The following is a 20,316-nucleotide window of genomic DNA, read 5'->3' on the forward strand; positions in this document are numbered from 1 at the left end:
CATGCCCATTGAAATCCTGATGCCCGCTCTGTCGCCCACCATGGAGGAGGGCAATCTCTCGTCCTGGCTCGTCAAGGAAGGCGATGCGGTCAAATCCGGCGATGTCATCGCCGAGATCGAGACCGACAAGGCCACCATGGAGGTGGAGGCCGTCGATGAAGGCGTGATGGGCAAAATCCTCGTCGAGGCCGGAACCGAAGGGGTGAAGGTCAATGCGGTGATAGCGCTCCTCCTGGAAGAGGGCGAGGACAAGGGCGCGCTGGAGGGGGCGGGGTCTTCATCTAAAAAAGACTCCCCCCCACCCCAACCCTCCCCCAAGGGGGAGGGAGGCAAGTTCTCCACGTCTGAGAAAACTCAGCAACAAGATGCGGCGTCTGACGATAACTCTGAGGCCGATGATACCTCGTCTCCCTCCCCCTCGGGGGAGGGCCGGGGTGGGGGGAGCGGCGGCTCAACCCGCATAAAAGCCTCGCCACTCGCGCGCCGCCTCGCCGAGCAGGCCGGGCTGACGCTGTCGGACATTGAAGGCTCCGGCCCCGGCGGGCGGATCATCAAGCGTGATGTGGAGGCGGCGTCCAAGGCCGCGCCCGCCGCGAAACAGGTCGACGCTCCGCGCGCCCAAGCCTCGAGCGCCAAATCCACCGGCGACGCGCCCAGGCCGCAGATCGACGAGCACGAGCCGCTGGCGCGCTATGGCATTTCGGCGGACCGCTATAAGCTGCGCAAGGCTGACGGCATCCAGAAAATCTCAGCCAAACGCCTCACGGACTCCTTCCGCGACGTGCCGCACTTCCCGCTGAATGTGGATTGCCGCCTTGATGCGCTGCTGGCCTTCCGCAAGCAGATCAATGACAAGGCGCCGGACGGCGTGAAGGTGTCGGTCAACGACATCCTGATCAAGGCGTCGGGCCTCGCCCTCAAGCGCGTGCCCGAGGCCAATGCCAGCTGGATCGAGGACGGGCGCGTGGCGATGCACAAGCACGCCGACGTGTCGGTGGCCGTGGCCATTGAGGGCGGGCTGATCACGCCGATCATCTTTGACGCGGACCAGAAGGGGCTCGCCCAGATTTCCGCCGAGATGAAGGATCTGGCCGCCCGCGCGCGCGACCGCAAGCTCAAGCCCGAGGAGTTCCAGGGCGGCACCTTCTCCCTGTCCAATCTGGGCATGTTCGGGATCAAGTCCTTCGCCTCCATCCTCAACCCGCCCCAGGGCATGATTTTGAGCGTGGGCGCGGGCGAGGAACGGCCCGTGATCACCGATGGCGCCATCGCCAAGGCGACCGTCATGACGGTCACGCTCACCTGTGATCACCGCGTGGTGGACGGGGCCACCGGCTCCCGCTGGATCGCGGCATTCAAAGGCTTCATCGAAGACCCGGTGACGATGTTGATGTGAGCGCGCGCATGCGCGCCGGGGCTGAGGCAGGCGCTGACGCGCGCCAGCCCTAAACCCGCTGCTCCGCCTCCAGCCGTTCGATCAGGCGGGCGCGGGCATCGGGCAGGCGCTTGTCGGCGGGCCACAACACGCGGCGTTCCAGAAAATGCGCGCTGAGCCGCAGCCCCGCGCCGATATCGCCGGGCCGGACTGCGCCTGAACCGGTCAGAAAGCCGGGCAGGGCCAGCATCTTGTCCGCCCACGGCGCGCCGCCCTCGGCGCTCACCGCGCGCCCCGATTTGGGGCTCACATAAATGAGGTTCTCCGTCACGCCCGTGGCCGCGCAATGACGCAGATCGAGCCCGTAGCCCAGGTCCGCCAGCACGCCGAGCTCCCAGCGGACATAGAGCGCCGGCCAGACTTGCGGGTCAGTGAGATGCTCCGTGACCAGATCGAAGGCCTCGGCCACGCGCGGGTGCGGCTCGCGCTCGGGCAGGCAGAGCGAGGCCATGGCGCACAATGCGTTGAGGCCCGCCAACGCCAGCGGGTCCTCCATGATCGCGCCGGTGGACAGGTCTTCGGCTTCGACGGTGAGCGCGCCCAGATGCTCCTCCAGCCGCGCGCGCCAGACCGCGCGTACGCGATTTCCCGGCTGCAGCACGGGGCGCAGGGTGCGCGAGCGCCCGCCGCGCACCAGACCCGCATGACGGCCATGCTCGGCGGTCAGGATCTCCACCACGGCGCTGGTCTCGCCATGGGGACGCACCGCCAGGATGCGGCCTGACGCCGTCCACTCCATTACACGTCAAACTCGAGGCCCAGGGCGGAGAAGCGCGCGCGCTCCTCGCTCCAGCCCGGCCGCACCTTCACGTGCAGGAACAGGTGCACGCGCCGGCCGAGATCACCCTCCAGCTCGACGCGCGCATGCTCGCCGATCCAGCGCAGTGTGGCGCCGCCCTTGCCGATAATGATCGGCTTGTGGCCTTCGCGCTCCACATAGATGGTCTGCTCGATGCGGACCGACCCGTCCTTCTGGTCCTTCCAGTCCTCGGTCTCCACGGTGAGCGCATAGGGCAGCTCCTCGTGGACGCGCAGATACAGCTTCTCGCGCGTGATCTCGGCGGCCAGCATGCGCTCGGGCAAATCCGCGATCTGATCTTCGGGATAGAGCCAGGGGCTGTCCGGCATGGCGCGGCCCAGCGCTTCAGCCAGATCCGCGGTGCGGTCGCCGTTGGTGGCGCTGATCATGAACACGTCGGTATAGACGCCGCTTTCATAGAGCTGGCGTGACAGTTCCAGCAGCTCCTCGCGGCGCACCAGATCAATCTTGTTGATCGCCAGAATGGCCTTGAGATCATGGACTTTCAGTCCCTCGATCACGCGCTCCACATCCTCCACGCTCTTGCCCGCGCCTTTGAGCTGGGCGGCCGCGTCCACCACGTGGACGATGATGTCGGCGTCCGACGCACCATCCCAGGCAGCCGCGACCATGGCGCGGTCGAGGCGCCGGCGCGGGCGGAACACGCCGGGCGTGTCGACCAGCACGATTTGCGCGGTACCGCGCAGCATCACGCCGCGGATCTGGAAGCGGGTGGTCTGCACTTTGGGCGTGACGATGGAGACCTTGCGGCCCACCAGCGCGTTGACCAGCGTGGATTTGCCCGCATTGGGCGCGCCGATTATGGCGGCAAAGCCGGCGCGGGTGCCGGACTGGGCCGCCGTGTCGGTGCCCGATGGGGTGGCGTTATCGGTCATAGGCTTGTCTCCGCGGACAGAAGCTGATCGGCGGCCGCACGTTCGGCCCCCTGTTTGGATGAACCCTCGGCTTCGCCGCGAAGCTCGCCCACGCGCACCTCCACGGTGAAGTTCGGGCGATGATCGGGACCCTTGCGCGCCAGGACCGTGTACACGGGGGCCGGGCGCCCGGTCTGGGCCGCCCATTCCTGCAGGCGGGACTTGGCGTCGCGCGGCCGGCGTTTCAGGCCGTCCAGCTCCTCTTCCCACTGGGTCAGGAAAAAGGCACGCGCCGCGTCCAGCCCGCCATCAAGAAACAGCGCGCCGATCACCGCCTCGCAGGCATCGGCCAGGATGGAGGCTTTTTCGCGTCCGCCCAGGCGCGCCTCGGCCGCGGACAGGCGCAGGCCTTCGCCCAGGCCGCAGCGCTGCGCGGCGCGCGCGCAGGCGTTTTTGTTGACCAGCGCATTGAGGCGCACTGCCAGCCCGCCTTCATTCAGATCCGGGAAGCGCTCATGCAGCGCTTCGGCGGCCATCAGGCCCAGCACCCGGTCGCCCAGAAACTCCAGCCGCTCATTGGAGGCATCGCGCGAGCGCCCGTCGCCGTGGGAGGCATGGGTCAGGGCGCGCTCCAGCAAGGCCGGATCGGCGAAGGCGTGCCCGATGCGCGCCTGGACATCCTTGAAACGGTCGCTCATCTCGGCTCCGGGTCCAGGGGCGCCAGTGTGCGCCCGGTTCTGATGCGTGCCCAGGTCCAGGGCCGCCACAGGCTGAAATCGGGGCGCACGGAGATCAGCACCCGGTCGGCGCGGCCGATCACAGAATCGATGCGCACCATGCCGGGTCCTTCAGGCGGGCTTGCGCGGCTGTCGCGCGATTCGCTGCGATTATCGCCCAGCACGAAGAGATGGCCTTCGGGCACCAGCACCGGGCCATAATCGTCATAGGCACCCGGCGCGCCATGCAGCACGTCCCAGGCCCGCCCGTCACCGAGGATTTCCTGCCAGCGGGCATAGCGCGTCAGCGTGCCGTCCGGCCCGATGCGCGTGTCCTCGCCCAGCAACCCGCGCGGTGCCGGCGCGCCATTGATGAACACCATGCCCCCGGTCAGCGTGATCATGTCGCCTGGCAGGCCGATGACGCGCTTGATGTAGGCCGATCCCGGCGCGTGGGCGGGTGAGAACACCACGATATCGCCGCGCAGGGGCGTTGAGCCGAACACCCGTCCCGGTCCCACAGGCGGCGACAGGGGCAGGGAGGCGCGCGACCAGCCATAGGGCCATTTGGACACGGCGATATAGTCGCCGGGCTCCAGGGCGGGGCGCATGGAGTCCGACGGAATGGTGAAGGGCTGAAACACCAGCGTGCGCATGGCCAGCGCCAATATGGCGGCCAGCACCAGTGTCACGATCAGGCGCTGGTCCGCGCGCAGGCGGCGCACCGCCCGCGCAATGCGCCGGGCACGGCGCGCGCGGGCCGTGGCGCCGGCGGTCACGCGGCCCCCGGCCGGGCCGGGTCCAGCGCCTCGATGATCACAAAGGCCTGCGCCCAGGGATAATCATCGGTCAGGGTGATATGGATGCGCGGTTCAAGTCCCTGCGGTGTCAGCGATTCCAGGCGCTGCGCCGCCGCGCCGGTGAGTTTCAGCGTCGGCTGGCCGCCCTTGAGGTTGATCACTTCCATCTGCTGCCAGGTCACGCCGCGATAAATGCCGGTGCCCAGCGCCTTGGCGCAGGCTTCCTTGGCAGCAAAGCGCTTGGCGAAGGTATCGGCCGAGCGGCGCCGGCTGGCGGCCTTGGCGCGCTCGATCTCGGTAAAGACACGGGTCTTGAAGCGGTCGCCAAACCGCTCGATGGAGCGCTCGATGCGCCGGATATCGATGATGTCGGTTCCGACGCCCAGGATCATGCCGGCAGCTCGGCGCGGGCGGCATTGATCAGGGCGCGCATCTGGCTCACCGTATCGGCCAGCCCGGTGAAGATCGCCTCGCCGATCAGGAAATGACCGATATTCAGCTCACGCACCTGTGCAATGGCGGCGATCGGCTGGACCGTGTCGAAGGTCAGGCCGTGTCCGGCGTGAATCTCCAGCCCGCGCCGCGCGCCTTCCCTGGCGGCGATGGTGAGGCGTTTGAGCTCGGCTGCGGCCTTCTTGCGCCGTCCGGCATGGCAATGCTCGCAATAGGTTCCGGTGTGCAGCTCGATGACCGACGCGCCCAGCGCCTCAGCCACGGCGATCTGGACCGGATCAGGCTCGATGAACAGTGAGACGCGGCATCCCGCCTTGTTCAGCGCGGCGATGAACGGGCGCAGATGGGCGTGATGGGCGGCCACGTCCAGCCCGCCTTCGGTGGTGCGTTCCTCGCGCTTTTCCGGCACCAGGCACACCGCTTTGGGCGTGTGGCGCAGGGCGATGTCCAGCATCTCCTCCGTGGCCGCCATCTCCAGATTGAGCGGTACCGACAGCTCCTTGGACAGGCGCTCGATATCGGCGTCGGAGATGTGGCGGCGGTCCTCGCGCAGGTGCGCGGTAATGCCGTCGGCACCCGCTTCGACGGCCAGATGCGCCGCACGCACCGGATCGGGCAGGGCACCGCCGCGCGCATTTCTTATGGTGGCAACGTGATCGATATTGACGCCGAGGCGGACCGGATGCGCGCTCACGGGTTCAGCCCCCGGCTGCCCGGCTTGATAGCCGGTATGCGTTCGAGTTCCGGCGGCAGCTGGTCAGCCGGATAGGCCGGGAAGCTCACCGTCGCCAGCGACACCAGCGGCACGCCCACGCTCGCCTTGCCGCCTGAACGGTCCACCAGACAGCCCTGGGCGACGACTTTCGCGCCCGTGGCCTGGATGGCCGCGATGCACTCGCGCGAGGACAAGCCCGTGGTGACAATGTCCTCGATCACCAGAACCCGGTCGGCGGCGTTCAGCTCGAAGCCGCGGCGCAGCGCAAACTCGCCGTTCTCACGCTCCACAAACAGGAAAGGCAGGCCCATGACCCGCGCGGTTTCATAACCGGGAATGATCCCGCCCAGCGCCGGTGACACAATGGCGGTGAAGGGGCCGTGGCCGGCGGATCTGATCTTTTCAGCCAGCGCGGTGCACAGCCGTCCCGTGCGCGCGGCGTCGCGGAACACCAGCGCCTTTTGCAGGAAGACGGAGCTGCGCAGGCCCGAGGAGAGAATGAAATGCCCCTCAAGCAGCGCGCCCGCCTGGCGGAATTCTTCCAATACGTCGTCCGTCGTCATGCCGGCTCCTGCTCGGTCTTCGGGTCGTAGTCGGGGATGTCGCCCGGCCGGCGCGCACGCTCGGCGGTGACCACCCGATCGCTGGTTTTCAAAGCCGCCACGATATTGTTCAGGTGGCGCGCGTCGAACACCTCCACATCGAACGCCATCTCGAAAAAGTCACGCGTGCGCTGCAGGGTTTTCACATCGGTGATATTGCCACCGGCCTCGCCCACCACGCCGGCGATCTCGGCCAGCACGCCCGGTTCATTGCGCACCGTGGACAGAACCCGTCCGATGGACACGCCATGGGCACCCGCTTCCGGGGTCCATTTGAGATCAATCCAGCTTTCCAGGGTCTCGTCATCTTCAAGTTCGGCCAGGCGCTCGCAATCGATGGCGTGCACCTCCACGCCCTTGCCTTCACGGATGACGCCGACAATCCGGTCGCCGGGCATGGGTGAGCAGCAGGGCGCAAAATGCAGGCTGACGCCCGGCGTAAGCCCGCGCCCGTGAACGTAGAGCCCGGCCTTGGCGTCGGCGATGCGTTCGCGGTCCTGGGGCCGCCGGCCGCGCATTTCGCGGTGACCGGGATAGACCGCTTCGAGCAGGCCGATGGACGAAATCCGGCCCTTGCCCAGCGCGTGGTAGAGGTCCTCCACGCTGTCCATCTCCAGACGGCGCAGGGCGTCGCCCAGGGCGGATTCGCGAAACACCTTGCCCTCTCGCAGGAAGGCGTGCTCGGCGATCACCGTGCCGATGCGAATGAATTCTTCCGCTTCCGACGAACGGATCAGGCGCCGGATCGCGGCGCGCGCGCGACCGGTGATCACCAGATCTTCCCAGCCCGCAGGCGGTTGACGCACCCCGCCCTTGATGATCTCGATCATGTCGCCATTGTTCAGGCGCGTGCGCAGCGGCCGGTCGCGCCCGTTGATCTTCGCGCCAATGGCCGCGTGGCCCAGCTCGGTGTGGACCGCATAGGCGAAATCCAGCGGTGTGGCACCGCCAGGCAGGGCGATCAGCTCGCCCTTGGGCGTGAAGCAATAGACCTCGTTGGCGAACATCTCGAGCTTGGCGTGCTCGAGGAAGTCCTCCGGATCGCCGCCCTGTTCCAGGATTTCCATCAGCGGGCGCAGGCGCTCCAGCGGATCGCCGCCCGCTTCCTCGGCTGCGGCCGCATCATAAGCGTATCCGCCTGCCTTGTAGCGCCAGTGAGCCGCCACGCCGGTCTCCGCAATGCGGTCCATGTCATGGGTGCGGATCTGCAGCTCGATGCGGATATTGGACGGGCCGATAATGGTGGTGTGTAAGGAGCGGTAATTATTCGGCTTGGGCGTGGAGATGTAATCGCGGAAGCGTTCTGGCACGCTGCGCCAGCGCTGATGGACCAGGCCCAGCGCGATGTAGCAATCAATGGGCCGCTCCACGAGAATGCGGAAGGCATAGATGTCGGCGATATCGTCAAACGTGACGCCCTTGCGCTCCAGCTTGCGCCAGATCGAGTAGGGCCGCTTTTCCCGCCCGAACACCACGCAGTCCAGCCCCGCCTCGTCGAGCAGGTCAGACAGCCTGGCCGAAACAGAGGCGACGGCGTCATGGCGGGTGAGGCGCAAATCCTCCAGCCGGCGGTGAATGGATTCATACGCCGCCGGGTTGAGGTTCCGGAACGCCAGGTCTTCCAGCTCGGTGCACACCCGGTTCACGCCGATGCGCCGGGCCAGCGGCGCGTAAATCTCCAGCGTCTCGCGCGCGATGCGCTCACGCTTGTCCTGGCGCGAATGGAAATGCAGCGTGCGCATATTGTGCATGCGGTCGCACAGCTTCACCAGCAGAACGCGGACATCGCGGGTGATCGCCACCACGAGTTTCTGCAGGTTTTCTGCCTGTTTGGTGCGCTTGGAGCTGAGCTCCATCTGGCCCAGCTTCGTGACGCCGTCCACCAGCTGCGCGATGTCCTCGCCGAATTGTTCAGTGATGTCTTCGGGCGTGGCGTCGGTATCTTCGACCGTGTCGTGCAGGAGGCCGGTGCAGATGGTCGCCGCGTCCAGCCGCAGCTCCGCCAGCAGCATCGCGACCGCGACCGTGTGCCCGTAATAGGGCTCACCCGATTTGCGGAACTGGCCCTGATGATGAAGCTTGGAGAAGTTATAGGCGCGCGTGATCAGCTCGCCATCGACATGGGGGTCATAGGCGCGAACACGCGCGATCAGGGCGTCGGCGCTGGGAATGGCGTCGGCGGGCAGAAGCGCAGACGGGGTCGCCAGCGCCGTCACGGCTTAGAGTCGGCCGTCAGCCGGTCCGTCGCGGTCGGACTGCAGCGCCTTGAGCATGGCAGCTTCGTCCATTTCCGGAGCGGGCAGGGCCGGGCGGGACTCGGCCTGACGCTCGCGCTCGGCCTCTTCCTCGTCATCGGACGGGATGACCCGTTGCAGGCCGGCAATCAGGTTTTCGGTCAGGCCACCGAGATCAAGCTTGTCGTCCGCGATCTCGCGCAGGGCGACAACCGGGTTCTTGTCGTTGTCGCGGTCAACCACCAGCGGCGCACCGGCAGCGATGGTGCGCGCACGATGAGCGGCCAGCAGAACCAGCTCGAAGCGGTTCTCCACCTTCTTGATGCAATCTTCAACGGTGACGCGGGCCATGCGCAGGCCTCCTGACAATCATGCGAGACGTGAACCCGTGCAGATACCCCACGCGGGCACCACCTTCAAGCCTTACGCCGCAGCGCACAACACCCCGCCCGCCGGACGGCAGGCGCGGCGGTCCGCCAGGGGCAGGGCGGCGATCAGGCTTTGCAGTGTGGCACCGCTGACCGGATCACGCCAGCGCGGCGCAATGTCTTTCAGTGGTAACAGGACGAAGGCGCGCGCGGTCAGGCGCGGATGCGGCAGGTCCAGCCCGCCGGGAAACCGGGCGGTGCGCCCCTCATAGTCCAGCAAATCCAGGTCCAGCGTGCGCGGCGCGTTACGCACCGTGCGCGCGCGCCCGTGCGCGGCCTCGGCCTCATGCAGTACCGCCATCAGCGCCTGCGGGTCATGGTCGGTACGCACGGCGATGCAGGCATTCACAAATGGCGGATCGCTCGGGTCCGGCCAGGCCGGGCTGCGCCAGGGGCGCGACGCGGCGATGGTCTGCACGCCGGCTGCGGCCAGACACCGCAGCGCTGAATTGAGCGTTCCAAGCGGCGCGCGGCCCCGGTATGCTTGGTTCGCGCCGAGTCCGATATAAATGGCCCGGCAGGACGCATTACCCATCAGTGATACAGCGAAAGGCATAGGCGATGACCTTCTATCCCAACGAGCGGCTAGGTATTTTTATTGACGGCGCGAACCTCTATTCGGCGGCGCGCGGGCTGGATTTCGATATCGACTACAAGAAGCTTCTGGAGGAATTTCGCAAGCGCGGCCGGCTGATCCGGGCCAATTACTACACCGCGCTGCTGGAGAATGAGGAATACACGCCGATCCGCCCGCTGATCGACTGGCTGGACTATAACGGCTTCAAGATCGTCTCCAAGGCGGCCAAGGAATATTCCGACGAAAGCGGGCGCCGGCGCATCAAGGGCGACATGGATGTCGAACTGGCCGTCGACATGATGGAGGCCTGCGGCTATCTCGACCATATCGTCCTGTTCTCCGGTGATGGTGATTTCCGCAAGGTGGTCGAGGCCGTGCAGCGGCGCGGCGTGCGCGTCTCGGTGGTCTCCACCCTGAAATCCTCGCCCCCGATGGCGTCCGACGATCTGCGCCGCCAGGCCGACGCCTTCATCGAACTGGCCGATCTGGGCAAGCTGGTCGGGCGCGAGCGGCGCTATCGTGATTACTCCGAAACCACCGAAGACGAAGGTGATGACGGCGATGATGCTTAGGCCCGAGCCGGCGCGCGATTGCGCGCTGTGCCCGCGCCTGGCGGCCTACCGCCTTGAGAACGCCCGGTCTGAACCTCTCTGGTTCAACGGTGCCGTGCCGAGCTTTGGCGATGCAGAGGCGCGCGTACTGATCGTCGGGCTGGCGCCGGGCCGCACCGGGGCGAACCGCACCGGGCGCCCCTTCACCGGCGACTGGGCAGGCGATCTTCTGTATCCCACCATCGCCAAATACGGCCTCAGCACCGGACGCTTCGACCCCGATGGCAATGACGATCTGCGCCTGACCGGCGCGATGATCACCAATGCAGTGCGTTGCGCCCCGCCGCAGAACAAGCCGGTGGGCGGGGAGATGGCCAATTGCCGGCCCTTCCTGGCCGACAGGATCGCGGCCCTGCGGCATCTGGACGTGATCATCACGCTGGGCCGCATCGCCCATGACAATACGCTCAAAGCCCTGGGGCTGAAGCTGTCAGCTTACGCGTTTGGCCACGGTGCGCGGCACGATCTCGCGGGGCCCCACGGGCCGCTGATCATGATCAACAGCTATCATTGCTCGCGCTACAATACCAATACCGGACGGCTCACCGAGGCCATGTTCCATGACGTGTTCGCCAGCGCCTGCGCGGCGCTGACATGACGCCCTAGCGCCCGCTGGGGCCGCGCGTGGCACCGTCATCGCCGCTTGCGTCCCCGCCGGCATCGCCCGCGTCCCCGCCGGTCTCGCCAGCTTCCAGCGCTTCCAGCGCCTCGGCTTCGCGCATGGCGGCGACAAAATCGGCAGGCAGGGCCGGCAGATCACGGCGGAACTGACCGCCCACCATGTCGGCCTGCAGCATCAGGGCGGCCGAACCGCTTTGTGACATGCGCGCGCGATAGACCTGGACGTTTTCGATCACCCGCTGGACATAGTTGCGCGTCTCGGAGAACGGGATGCTCTCCACCCAGTCGATGGGGTCAATATCGCCGGTGCGCGGATCGCCATAATTGGCCACCCAGGTGCGCACCCGGTGCCCGCCGGCATTATAGGCCGCCAGCGCCATCACCAGTGAACCGTCATAGGCGTTCACCACCTGATCAAGATGGGCCATGCCCAGCATCATGTTGTACTGGGGATCGTCGGTGAGCCATTGCAGATTGAAGGGCACACGCAATTGCTGGGCGGTCTGGCGTGCCGTGGCGGGCATCATCTGCATGATGCCGCGCGCGCCGGCACCGGAAATGGCGCGCGCATCAAATTCGGTCTCCTGGCGGATCACCGAGAAGGTCAGGGCGGCGTCGGGGAAGACCGGCGCATTGCGCGGCAGATCGATCAGCGGATAGGCGCGCTCGGCCAGCGCCGTCCCGGCGGTGCGGCTGGCCTTGGCGGTGCGCACCGCCTCGCGCAGGCGCATATGGTCCATGGCGATATCGGCCAGCATGGCGACTTCCTCGGCCGTCTCAACCGCGTTGGCGAAGTGGTAGACGAATACCCGGAAGAAATAATCCGACCCGGTTTCTGCCAGCAGGCGCACGGCGCGCACTTCGGTGCGCGCTTCAAACGCGGCGCGGACCGCCGGCGCGGGATCGGGATCGGGCGGCAGGACAATTTCGGCCGCGTCGGGGCCCAGCGCCAGAATGGCCAGCTGGCCGTAATAGGCGGTGGGGTGCGCGGCGGCCGCCAGGAAGCGCTCGCGCGCCAGATCCAGCTGACCGGCCGCTTCGGCCGCGCGGCCCTGCCAGTATTTGGCCCGCGCCAGGGAGACCGGCGTGCGCACGCCTTCTTCCAGGGACATGAAATGGTCCAGCGCCGCTTCGGGCCGGTTCAGGCCCGTGAGCGCGATCCAGCCGGCGTTGAACTCCGCGTCAGCGAAGTCCACGCCCGCGCTCATGCCGTGGCTGGCGGCCAGCTGATAGGCGGTGTCCCAGTCGCGTTCGCGGATGCGGTCCAGGATCATCAGCTTGCGCTCGGTCCACATGGACGACAGCGCCGTCTCGTTCTGGTGCTGATCAGGCAGCTCGAGCAGCAGGGGCAGGGCATCGCTCACCCGGCGCTGGCGCCGGAAACGCGCGCGCTCATAGATCAGCCCGGCATTGGTCTGCAGCGAGGCCGGTACCGCGTTGACCGCCCCGTCCACGCCCGGCTGGCGCGCGGCCAGCGAAATGCGCGCCTGGGCCAGGCGCTGCTCGCCCTGGGTCAGTTCCGGGATCAGGCGGCTGGCGGCGGTGCGCTGACCGGCCCAGAGAAGATAATCGACCCGCTCGGCATGGTCCTCGCGCGTCAGGATCGAGCCGAACTCGCGCAGCGTATCGGTCTGGAAGCTCAGCCGCATGGACTGGCCGCGCCAGCCGGTGCGGATCTCTTCGCGGCCTTCATCGATGCGGCCCAGCGCCAGCAAGGCGCGGCCCAGCGCCACGCGGCCTTCGCCGGTCAGCGGCTCGCGGTTTTCAAACCAGGCGGCGATCATGGCCGGGCTGAAGCCGGATTCCTCGATCTTCCATTCGGCTTCGCGCTGGATCGCCGCTTCACGCGGCCAGCCTGCCAGCTGGTCCAGAGCCAGGTGCAGATCGGAGAAGGACGCGCGCGCATCGCTGGTGGCCAGGCGCCAGAACAATATGCGCCGCGCCGCCGGATCGGTGACCGTGTAGGCGGCCTCGCGCACGAAGCTCCAGTCATCGTCATTGGCCGCGCGCATGGCGCGCCGGAACAGCTCGAAATCGGCATCGCTCAGCGAGGCGATGTGATTGGGGACGGGCGGCGCCAGGCGTGGCGAGGGCTCCTGCGCGCCCGCCACAGAGCAGACGGCAGCGCTGGCGGCCAGCACGGTCACAAAACGCACGATCATCGCAGACATAACGCCTCCAGGGCCCCTCAGGCCCAATGCTGATGCAGGACGGCCCGTCTGTCCACGTGCTTGAACGCCCTTGGCGCACGGGGGCTGCAGTCGTATGGTCCGCGCCCCTGATTTTTCGAAGCCTTGAACGGACTTTTTCATGCTGCGCGGCTCCATGACGGCTCTCGTGACGCCCTTCAAGAATGGCGCCGTGGACGAGGCGGCCTTCGCCAACCTTGTCGAGCGCCAGATCGCAGCGGGCACCCATGGCCTGGTGCCTGCGGGCACCACAGGCGAGACGCCCTGTCTGACGCGCGCCGAACATCTGCGCGTGATCGATCTGTGCGTCGAAGTGTGTGCCGCGCGCGTCCCCGTCATTGCCGGGACCGGCAATAACGCCACCGCTGCGACCATCGAGGTGCAGCGCCACGCCAAGACCGTCGGCGCCGATGCAGGGCTTGTGGTTGCTCCGTATTACAACAAGCCGTCCCAGGACGGGATTGCGGCTCACATCGAGGCGGTGGCGGATGCCGTGGCCCTGCCGATCTTCGTCTACAACATCCCCGGCCGCTCGGTGGTCGATATCCTGCCCGAAACCATGGCCCGCATCGCGCGCCACCCCAATGTCATCGGGAGCAAGGACGCCAGCGCGCGCATGGAGCGCGTCACCGAGCACCGCGCGCTGGTCGGCAACAGCTTCATCCAGCTATCGGGCGATGACGCAACGTCCCTGGGCTTCAACGCCCATGGCGGCGTCGGCGCCATCTCCGTCACCTCCAACCTGGCACCCCAGCTGTGCGCTCAGTTCCAGACCGCCATGCTGGAGGGGCGCTGGGATGAGGCGCGCACGCTGCATGACACGCTCGCGCCCCTGCACGCGGCCCTGTTCGCCGCGCCCAGTCCTGCGCCGGTGAAATACGGCCTGTCGCTGCTGGGCCTATGCTCGGACGAGGTGCGCCTGCCGCTCACGCCATGCCCGGAGCCGGTGAAGGCGCGCGTGCGCGCGGCCATGGAAAGCTGCGGCCTGATATGAGCAGTTCGGGACCTGACAAGGGCCTGGTCGCCGTCAACCGGCGCGCCAGGTTCGATTACGAAATCACCGATACGTTCGAGGCGGGCATGGTGCTGACCGGCACCGAGGTCAAAAGCCTGCGCATGGGCAAGGCCAATATCGCCGAATCCTATGTCAGCCCGGAAAAGGGCGAGATCTGGCTGATCAATTGCGACATCCCGCCCTACGGCCACGGCAACCGCTTTAATCATGACCCGAAGCGCGCCCGTAAGCTGCTGCTGCACAAGCGCGAAATGAACAAGCTTGCCGGCTCGGTCCAGAAAGACGGGCTGACCATCGTGCCCCTGCGCCTGTTCTTCAACGAGCGCGGCATGGCCAAGCTCCAGATCGGTCTGGCCAAAGGCAAGAAGACCGTCGACAAGCGCGAAACCATCAAGCAACGCGACTGGAACCGCAGCAAGCAGCGGATCTTGAAGAATTTCGGGTGAGGGGAGCTCCTGCTGGAAATGCAGGCGCCCAGCCTCAAAGAAAGAAGCGCTGCGTATAAGCCCCCTCTCCCCCATTTATGGGGGAGAGGATAAAGGTGAGGGGGTGGACCTTTCCGGTGATCCGGCTCAGCCGCGCCTGGCGGAACCGCACACCCCTCACCCTACCCCCTCCCCTCAAAGAGGGGAGAGGAGGCTTTAACGCTTTGATTGTTCTGGGCAAGAAGTCGCCTGGCGTTACCGAAACAGGCCTCAATGCGCATACCCGTGTTCACCTTCGCGCCGGAGTACGGCGTAGCGGTCGCGCAGGCGGGTCTGGCGGGTTTCCAGCGAGGTGACCTGGCCGTCGATAAGCACGGCTGTGGGCGCGCTGAGCACCTCCAGCGGATCACCGTCCCAGACCACCACGTCCGCGGCCTTGCCGGTCTCCAGCGAGCCGAAACGGTCGGCGACGCCGTAGATTTCCGCCGGCGTCAGCGTGACAGCGCGGAAGGCATCGTCCCAACTGGCACCGTGGGCCACGGCGATACCGGCGTGCTGACGCAGGAGGCGCGGGTTCCAGTACAGATCCGAGCCCAGCGTGGTGTAGGCCAGCTGCACCCCTGCTGCATGCAGGGTCGCTGCGGCACGGTTGCTGGCCGCCAGCGTGTCAAAGCTTTCGGGCAGATTGCGCATGGGATCGAGGATGACGGGAATGCCGGCCTGCGCGATCTCGTCGGCCATCAGATGCGCCTCCGCGCCGCCCACGATGATCAGGCGGATATTGGGGTAGCGGCCGGCAAACTGGATCGCCCGGCGGATATCGCTGGCCCGGTCCATGCGCATGATCAGCGGCATGGCACCGCGTGCCACATCCACCATGGCGGCGGCATCGAAGCGGTTGATGGCGTCGCCTTCGTGATGGGCCATGAAGCGGCCGGGATAGAAGCGCGCGTCTTCAATGGCGGCCCGCAAATAGGCCCAAGCGGCGCTCCGGGCACCGCCCGCAGTGCGGGCACCCGAGACAGACAAATCCACCAGCATGAACTGACGGTCGGCAAACAGGCTGTCCGGCGCGCCGCTGGCATCAGCCAGCGCGCCGCGTCCGGCGATGATGGCCGAGCCCACAGCGGGATGCACGGCAAAGCGTGTCACGCCCTTGATCCGCGCCGAGGCAATGTGATTGCCCGCCGGGTTGAAGCTGTCGGCCACATCCATGGCAGCGGTGAATGTCGAGCCCGACGCCGCGTTGTCGCGCGCCCCGGTTTCGGCGCTGACTTCCACCAGGCCCAGCTCGGTCTGGGGATGGAACAGGCCCGGCGTGATCCAGCCGCCTTGCGCGTCAATCACGCGCGCACCGGACGGGATGCGCACCTGCGCGCCCACCTCGGCGATGACGCCATCGCGGATCAGTACCGTGCCGGTTTCGATCACCCCGGCTTCGCCATTGGTGATGACGCGGCCATTGGTGACCGCGATCGTCTGGGCCGCGGCGCTGACGGGCAGGGCGGCGGCCAGCGCCAGCGGGGCGAGGAAAGCGCCAAGGGCGCGTATGGAAAAGCGGGTCATCAGCGCACTCCTTCACCAGGTTGGCCAAGCATGAAATCGCGCACCGTGCGCCGCTCGGGATCGGCGCGGTCATACATCAGCGCGCCATCGATATAGACATGGTCGGCCAGGGCGTAGCTGGAGAACGGGTGCGCCGACCAGATCACGATATCGGCGCGCTTGCCGCTCTCAATCGAGCCGGTCTCCTCGAAAATCCCCAGACCCCGTGCCGGCGCTGACGTGAACCAGGCCACCGCCTCGGCGTCGGAAATATCCAGCCCCATGCGACGGCCATCGCCCAGGGCCTTGGCCACTTCGTGGTTGAGGCGCTGAATGCCCAGATCGGAATCGGAGTGGATCATCGCGCAGGCACCCAGCGCATGGGTGATCGGCAGGTTCTCAATGATCGAGTCATACGCCTCCATCTTGAACCCGCCCCAGTCGGCCCACACCGCCGCGCAGGTGCCGGCCTCGGCCAGCAGATCGGGGATTTTGTAGGCCTCCACCGCGTGGTGGAAGACCGAGACGTGGTAGTCGAACTCTTCGGCCATATCGAGCACCAGCGCCATTTCGTCGGCGCGGTAGCAATGCATCTGGATCAGGATTTCCCCGTCCAGCACGCCCATCAGCGTGTCCAGCTCCAGATTGCGCGCGGGTGGCGTGGCCGACGCATCATCGGCGTCCCAATAGCGGTTCCAGGCGGCGCGGTATTCCACCGCGCGCTGCCAGGCTTCGCGGTATCCCGCCATATTGCCCATGCGCGAGGCCGGGGCGCGGCCCTGATTGCCGTAGACCCGCTTGGGGTTCTCGCCGCAGGCCATTTTCAGCGTGTAGGGAGCGTCGGGAAACTTCATCGCCTGGACGCTGCGCGCAGGCACATTGCGCAAGGTCACGCCGCGGCCGCCGAACAGATTGGCCGAGCCCGGCAGCACGTGCAGCGTGGTCACGCCGGCGGCGAGCGCCGTGTCAAAGCCCGGGTCCTGCGGCCAGACGCCATGCTCGGCCCACACCTCCGCTGTCACCGGGGCGGTGGCTTCATTGCCGTCGGAATGGGCGTTGACCGAGGGGCTGGCATAGACACCGAGATGGGAGTGGATGTCCACCACGCCCGGCGTCACGAAGCGGCCTTCAGCCTCGACGATTTCAGCGCCGTCGGGGGCGGCGAGGCCCTGGCCGATGGCGGCGATGCGCCCGTTCTCGATCAGGATGTCGGTGTTTTCCAGCAGCTGATCGACGCCGTCGAACACGTTCGCGCCGCGGATCAGCGTCACGCCGGACGGGGCCGGCTGATAGGTGGAGGGGTAGGGGTCAGGATTGAACCGCACCAGCTCGCCGGCACCGCCATTGGCGTCCCCGCCATTGGCCTCATCCCCGGCACCATTGCACCCGGTCAGGGCTGCCAGCGCCAAAGCGCCAGCCCCCACACTGCTCCAGAATAGTCTCATCTGATCCCTCCCGCGATCCGTCCGGGTTCAGCGCTCCCCGCGCCGACTCCCTGTCGTCTGTCGGATATCGGCTCAGCCTCACGGAAACCGGCAGGCGAGGGAAGGGGTTATTGTGTAACGATGGCAGGGGGAGGAAAGTGGGCAAGCGGGCCTGCTTCAGCCACCAGCATTTACGAAACGCCTGCACGAAAGTCGGCGCCCATGGCTGGCTGAAGGCGGCGTTGGCCCGGGTCAATGTGTAGTGTTTAAGGGCGCGCCCTCGACATAGATCGCGGTACCATCACCCGCAGAGTCCATCCGAACCCACGTCAGGTCCGCCGTCTCTGTATTCAACAGGAGCGGCCGGGTGTGGCCTGGCGTGAAGGCGCCTGACCAGCTGACGCGCCGCCGACCGAACCCGTCCGTCTGACGTACTTCGAGGCGCCACCGATCACTGCCGTCGGAACCGGCTGAGTCAGGCGGGTCCAGATGCGTCGCCACGCGCACCGTGCAGCCCTCAATCGGTTCTATCACATAGCCAGCCTCGTTCGCTTCGAGGGTCAGTTCGACGACGTAGGCGTCAAATATGTAAAGCCGCCGTTCGCCGAGCGAGGCGCAATAGCGCCGGTTCTGGGCGAAATCGAAGAACGGTTTGGCGTGCGGGGCGCCACACGGGCGCTCCGGGTGTGGCACATTGGTCTGGGTGACGGAGAAGAGCGGCGTGCGGCCGAGATCGATGAGATGCCCGCCCAGCAAGGCGGTGCGCCCACCCTCACGCCGGTCCATACCGCGCGCGCCATGACCGTGGCCGACATGAAGAAAAGCCAGAACCGGCGGCTCGGCGCCCACGATGACATCGGACACATTCTCTGCGGCAAACCGGTCGCGCGCATTCATGAAGGTGGGTGCCAGACCCCGGGCGTGCAGGGCGCCTTCAGACAGGCCTCCATCCTGAGTCTGTATGTCATAGGCGAAAGGCCGGGCGTGAAGCTGTGCGGCCACGAAGAGCAGATCGTTAAAATGGGGCCGGTTGACGTAGGGTCCGTCCAGCGTCCACGCGCCGTCGGCGCCGGGATGGATCAGGCCCCGGCCAATCAGCGTCTCGGCTCCGAAATGAGTAACTCTGGCCTGGCGTCCGACCGCTTCCAGCAAGCACGCCGACACATAGCGCGTGTAAGGGTCCGGGTGAGACTCATTCATGATCACCACAAGCGGATCAGCGGCCAGTATCTCGTCTGCGAGCTGGTCGATCAGGGGCCGCGCGCCTACCGGCTCAGCCGGCTCGCCATCACGCCCGCACGCCGCCAGCATCGCGCACGCGATCCAGCAGCCGATTTTTCGCATCGGTGATAGCATTGGCGAATAATTGCTCCCAATTGCAGCCCGCCCAGGCCGAATACCCAAACCATTGTCCTTCAGGGTTGCACTCCAAGAATACATAATCCCCAATAGGCGTCTTAATGAAATCAAATATTCCAATGTCGAGATTAGCTTTTGTTATAAATTTTCAACACTTTTCATGAATACGTGTTGGCATTTGATATGGTTCATATGTTAAATTAAACTGATCCCTTCTCCAATCAAATGATCCAAATTTACTATCTTGAAAGTTAATTTTTATCGCACGCGATTCATTCCTAGATAAAATCACCCTGAGCTCGAATTCTTTCTCAATATACTTTTGGTAAATTGAAGGCACTTGCCTGACCTTATCAGCGGCCCCATTCAAGAAATCAAGATTAAGTCGCTCAGTCATTCCTGCGGATCCGGGATAATGTCGATCCCCAATCACCTTGTATGCAATGCCCTGCCCTAGGAGTTGCAATTTTGAAGCATCGGTACCAAAAATTGTTGGAGGAACTATAAAGCCGACGTCTTGAGCCAATTTAGTTTGGTAAATTTTATATAATGTCTTCACGCTTTCAAAAGGTGAATTAAATATGTGGGAATGGGTAAATATTTCTGATATCGGATTTATAAGTGATTTCCATCCGTCATTTCGAAATTCCGTGGATGCGAAATCTTCATTTATTTTATTTTTTCTATTTACAACTTTCGATTTTATTCTCTTCCATATATCGGTCGGTATGCTGGTATCAATGGGCGTTCCGGCAATCGAGAGTTATGAATTGTTTGATTCTGAAAAAATGGACACGAGAGGGCAGTCAAAATGATTTACAACCACCACTTCTGAAAAATCAAGAAGCGGTAGAGTGCTCGAGATATGATAATCTTCGGGTTGTCCGAAAACGATTAAGTTCACGGGAGTGGCCCCGAACGAGTTTGGATTCGGGGCCGCTTTCATTTAATCAATCTTAAAGTCGTCCATGTCGTACGTGGATGTACCGTCCGGATTGTCGGTCACCCAATCGCGTGCGCAAATGAAGATGCGATCATCAGCGCCCGCAACAGATTCAATTTCTTCCGGGGTGAGGATGCGACCGAGGCTTTCGCTTTTGAAGAGGGCCGCTAGGGGGTCGAGGGGCTAGACATGCGTTTCTCCATGGCTGCTCGCAGCAAAGTGCTGCACCGAAACCTTACCACTCACGGTTCGACATGCAACACTAGAAACGCCACTCAGGGGATTTCGATGAAAATGTGGACGTTAAGTTGGTTGCGCAGCAGTTGCATTCATCGTGTAGGTCCTGACGGCAACTCTCTCACCCACATAAGAAAATGGGGCCCAACGGCTGCTAATCCCATGGATCTGGGTGCTTGAAGATCGCCCGTCGCCAAGCGCTTGTTGGGAAGTCTGATTTAGAATGTCGCAATATAGTTGTCTTCTCTGCCTTGCGCGGCCATCAAGCTCACGGTCGCTGTCGCATGGAATCCGAAGCCATAGAGCTCCTGAT

The 20,316-nt window shown here is 65.1% G+C and carries 18 protein-coding genes and 2 pseudogenes; 5 read left to right on the top strand and 15 right to left on the bottom strand.

Translation table 11 applies throughout. The features are described 5' to 3' along the window. Window position 1: 1 nt before the first annotated feature. The gene (locus L2D00_03035) at window positions 2-1,396 is read left to right on the top strand and encodes a pyruvate dehydrogenase complex dihydrolipoamide acetyltransferase (GenBank protein ID WBQ13672.1); all 1,395 of its coding nucleotides are present in this window, start codon (window positions 2-4) and stop codon (window positions 1,394-1,396) included. 49 nt (window positions 1,397-1,445) lie between these two features. Here L2D00_03035 and recO read toward each other — a convergent pair whose 3' ends face one another. From recO to folK, 10 genes and pseudogenes are all read right to left on the bottom strand, one after another. Further along, window positions 1,446-2,174, bottom strand: coding sequence for a DNA repair protein RecO (gene recO, locus L2D00_03040; protein ID WBQ13673.1), 729 nt, complete (start codon window positions 2,172-2,174; stop codon window positions 1,446-1,448). Next, window positions 2,174-3,076: pseudogene (gene era / locus L2D00_03045) on the bottom strand (GTPase Era). Before era ends, recO begins: the two are co-directional and overlap by 1 nt. 50 nt (window positions 3,077-3,126) lie before the next feature. Next, window positions 3,127-3,807 (bottom strand): ribonuclease III, encoded by a 681-nt coding sequence (gene rnc, locus L2D00_03050; GenBank protein ID WBQ13674.1) that lies wholly within the window; start codon window positions 3,805-3,807, stop codon window positions 3,127-3,129. Further along, entirely contained in the window at window positions 3,804-4,604 is an 801-nt protein-coding gene (lepB, locus tag L2D00_03055; protein ID WBQ13675.1) for a signal peptidase I, read from the bottom strand. The genes rnc and lepB overlap by 4 nt, the downstream gene beginning before the upstream one ends. Continuing rightward, a complete protein-coding gene (gene acpS / locus L2D00_03060; GenBank protein WBQ13676.1) occupies window positions 4,601-5,017 on the bottom strand; it encodes a holo-ACP synthase in 417 nt (138 codons plus the stop codon). Before acpS ends, lepB begins: the two co-directional genes overlap by 4 nt. Beyond that, window positions 5,014-5,772, bottom strand: a complete 759-nt coding sequence (locus tag L2D00_03065) for a pyridoxine 5'-phosphate synthase (GenBank protein ID WBQ13677.1) — start codon at window positions 5,770-5,772, stop codon at window positions 5,014-5,016. Before L2D00_03065 ends, acpS begins: the two co-directional genes overlap by 4 nt. Next, window positions 5,769-6,356: an orotate phosphoribosyltransferase gene (pyrE, locus tag L2D00_03070; GenBank protein ID WBQ13678.1), complete on the bottom strand. Its 588-nt coding sequence runs from the start codon at window positions 6,354-6,356 to the stop codon at window positions 5,769-5,771. The genes L2D00_03065 and pyrE overlap by 4 nt, the downstream gene beginning before the upstream one ends. Beyond that, entirely contained in the window at window positions 6,353-8,611 is a 2,259-nt protein-coding gene (locus L2D00_03075) for a bifunctional (p)ppGpp synthetase/guanosine-3',5'-bis(diphosphate) 3'-pyrophosphohydrolase (protein WBQ13679.1), read from the bottom strand. Before L2D00_03075 ends, pyrE begins: the two co-directional genes overlap by 4 nt. Before the next feature lie 126 nt (window positions 8,612-8,737). After that, a pseudogene (rpoZ, locus tag L2D00_03080) lies at window positions 8,738-8,980 on the bottom strand (DNA-directed RNA polymerase subunit omega). A gap of 72 nt (window positions 8,981-9,052) precedes the next feature. Further along, window positions 9,053-9,592 (bottom strand): 2-amino-4-hydroxy-6-hydroxymethyldihydropteridine diphosphokinase, encoded by a 540-nt coding sequence (folK, locus tag L2D00_03085; GenBank protein WBQ14484.1) that lies wholly within the window; start codon window positions 9,590-9,592, stop codon window positions 9,053-9,055. 26 nt (window positions 9,593-9,618) lie between these two features. Between folK and L2D00_03090 the strand changes: the two genes are divergently transcribed. Both L2D00_03090 and L2D00_03095 read left to right on the top strand, forming a co-directional pair. After that, window positions 9,619-10,206 carry an NYN domain-containing protein gene (locus L2D00_03090; protein WBQ13680.1) on the top strand — a complete coding sequence of 196 codons (588 nt, stop codon included), beginning with the start codon at window positions 9,619-9,621 and terminating at the stop codon, window positions 10,204-10,206. After that, window positions 10,196-10,843, top strand: a complete 648-nt coding sequence (locus tag L2D00_03095; protein WBQ13681.1) for a uracil-DNA glycosylase — start codon at window positions 10,196-10,198, stop codon at window positions 10,841-10,843. Before L2D00_03090 ends, L2D00_03095 begins: the two co-directional genes overlap by 11 nt. Before the next feature lie 4 nt (window positions 10,844-10,847). Here L2D00_03095 and L2D00_03100 read toward each other — a convergent pair whose 3' ends face one another. Continuing rightward, a complete protein-coding gene (locus L2D00_03100; GenBank protein WBQ13682.1) occupies window positions 10,848-13,037 on the bottom strand; it encodes a lytic transglycosylase domain-containing protein in 2,190 nt (729 codons plus the stop codon). 139 nt (window positions 13,038-13,176) lie between these two features. Between L2D00_03100 and dapA the strand changes: the two genes are divergently transcribed. Further along, window positions 13,177-14,049, top strand: a complete 873-nt coding sequence (gene dapA / locus L2D00_03105) for a 4-hydroxy-tetrahydrodipicolinate synthase (protein ID WBQ13683.1) — start codon at window positions 13,177-13,179, stop codon at window positions 14,047-14,049. Beyond that, window positions 14,046-14,516: an SsrA-binding protein SmpB gene (gene smpB / locus L2D00_03110; protein WBQ13684.1), complete on the top strand. Its 471-nt coding sequence runs from the start codon at window positions 14,046-14,048 to the stop codon at window positions 14,514-14,516. Before dapA ends, smpB begins: the two co-directional genes overlap by 4 nt. 249 nt (window positions 14,517-14,765) lie before the next feature. Here smpB and L2D00_03115 read toward each other — a convergent pair whose 3' ends face one another. The 4 genes from L2D00_03115 to L2D00_03130 all read right to left on the bottom strand — a co-directional run bounded on the left by L2D00_03115 (window position 14,766) and on the right by L2D00_03130 (window position 19,349). Beyond that, window positions 14,766-16,061, bottom strand: coding sequence for an amidohydrolase family protein (locus L2D00_03115; protein WBQ13685.1), 1,296 nt, complete (start codon window positions 16,059-16,061; stop codon window positions 14,766-14,768). Next, entirely contained in the window at window positions 16,061-17,485 is a 1,425-nt protein-coding gene (locus L2D00_03120; GenBank protein WBQ13686.1) for an amidohydrolase, read from the bottom strand. The genes L2D00_03115 and L2D00_03120 overlap by 1 nt, the downstream gene beginning before the upstream one ends. 231 nt (window positions 17,486-17,716) lie before the next feature. Beyond that, entirely contained in the window at window positions 17,717-18,808 is a 1,092-nt protein-coding gene (locus L2D00_03125; protein ID WBQ13687.1) for a hypothetical protein, read from the bottom strand. A 163-nt stretch (window positions 18,809-18,971) separates the two neighbouring features. Continuing rightward, on the bottom strand, window positions 18,972-19,349 hold the full coding sequence (locus L2D00_03130; protein WBQ13688.1) for a hypothetical protein: 378 nt from the start codon (window positions 19,347-19,349) through the stop codon (window positions 18,972-18,974). Window positions 19,350-20,316: the final 967 nt, after the last annotated feature.

This window comes from Hyphomonadaceae bacterium BL14 (assembly GCA_027627705.1).
Classification (GTDB): domain Bacteria; phylum Pseudomonadota; class Alphaproteobacteria; order Caulobacterales; family Maricaulaceae; genus Oceanicaulis.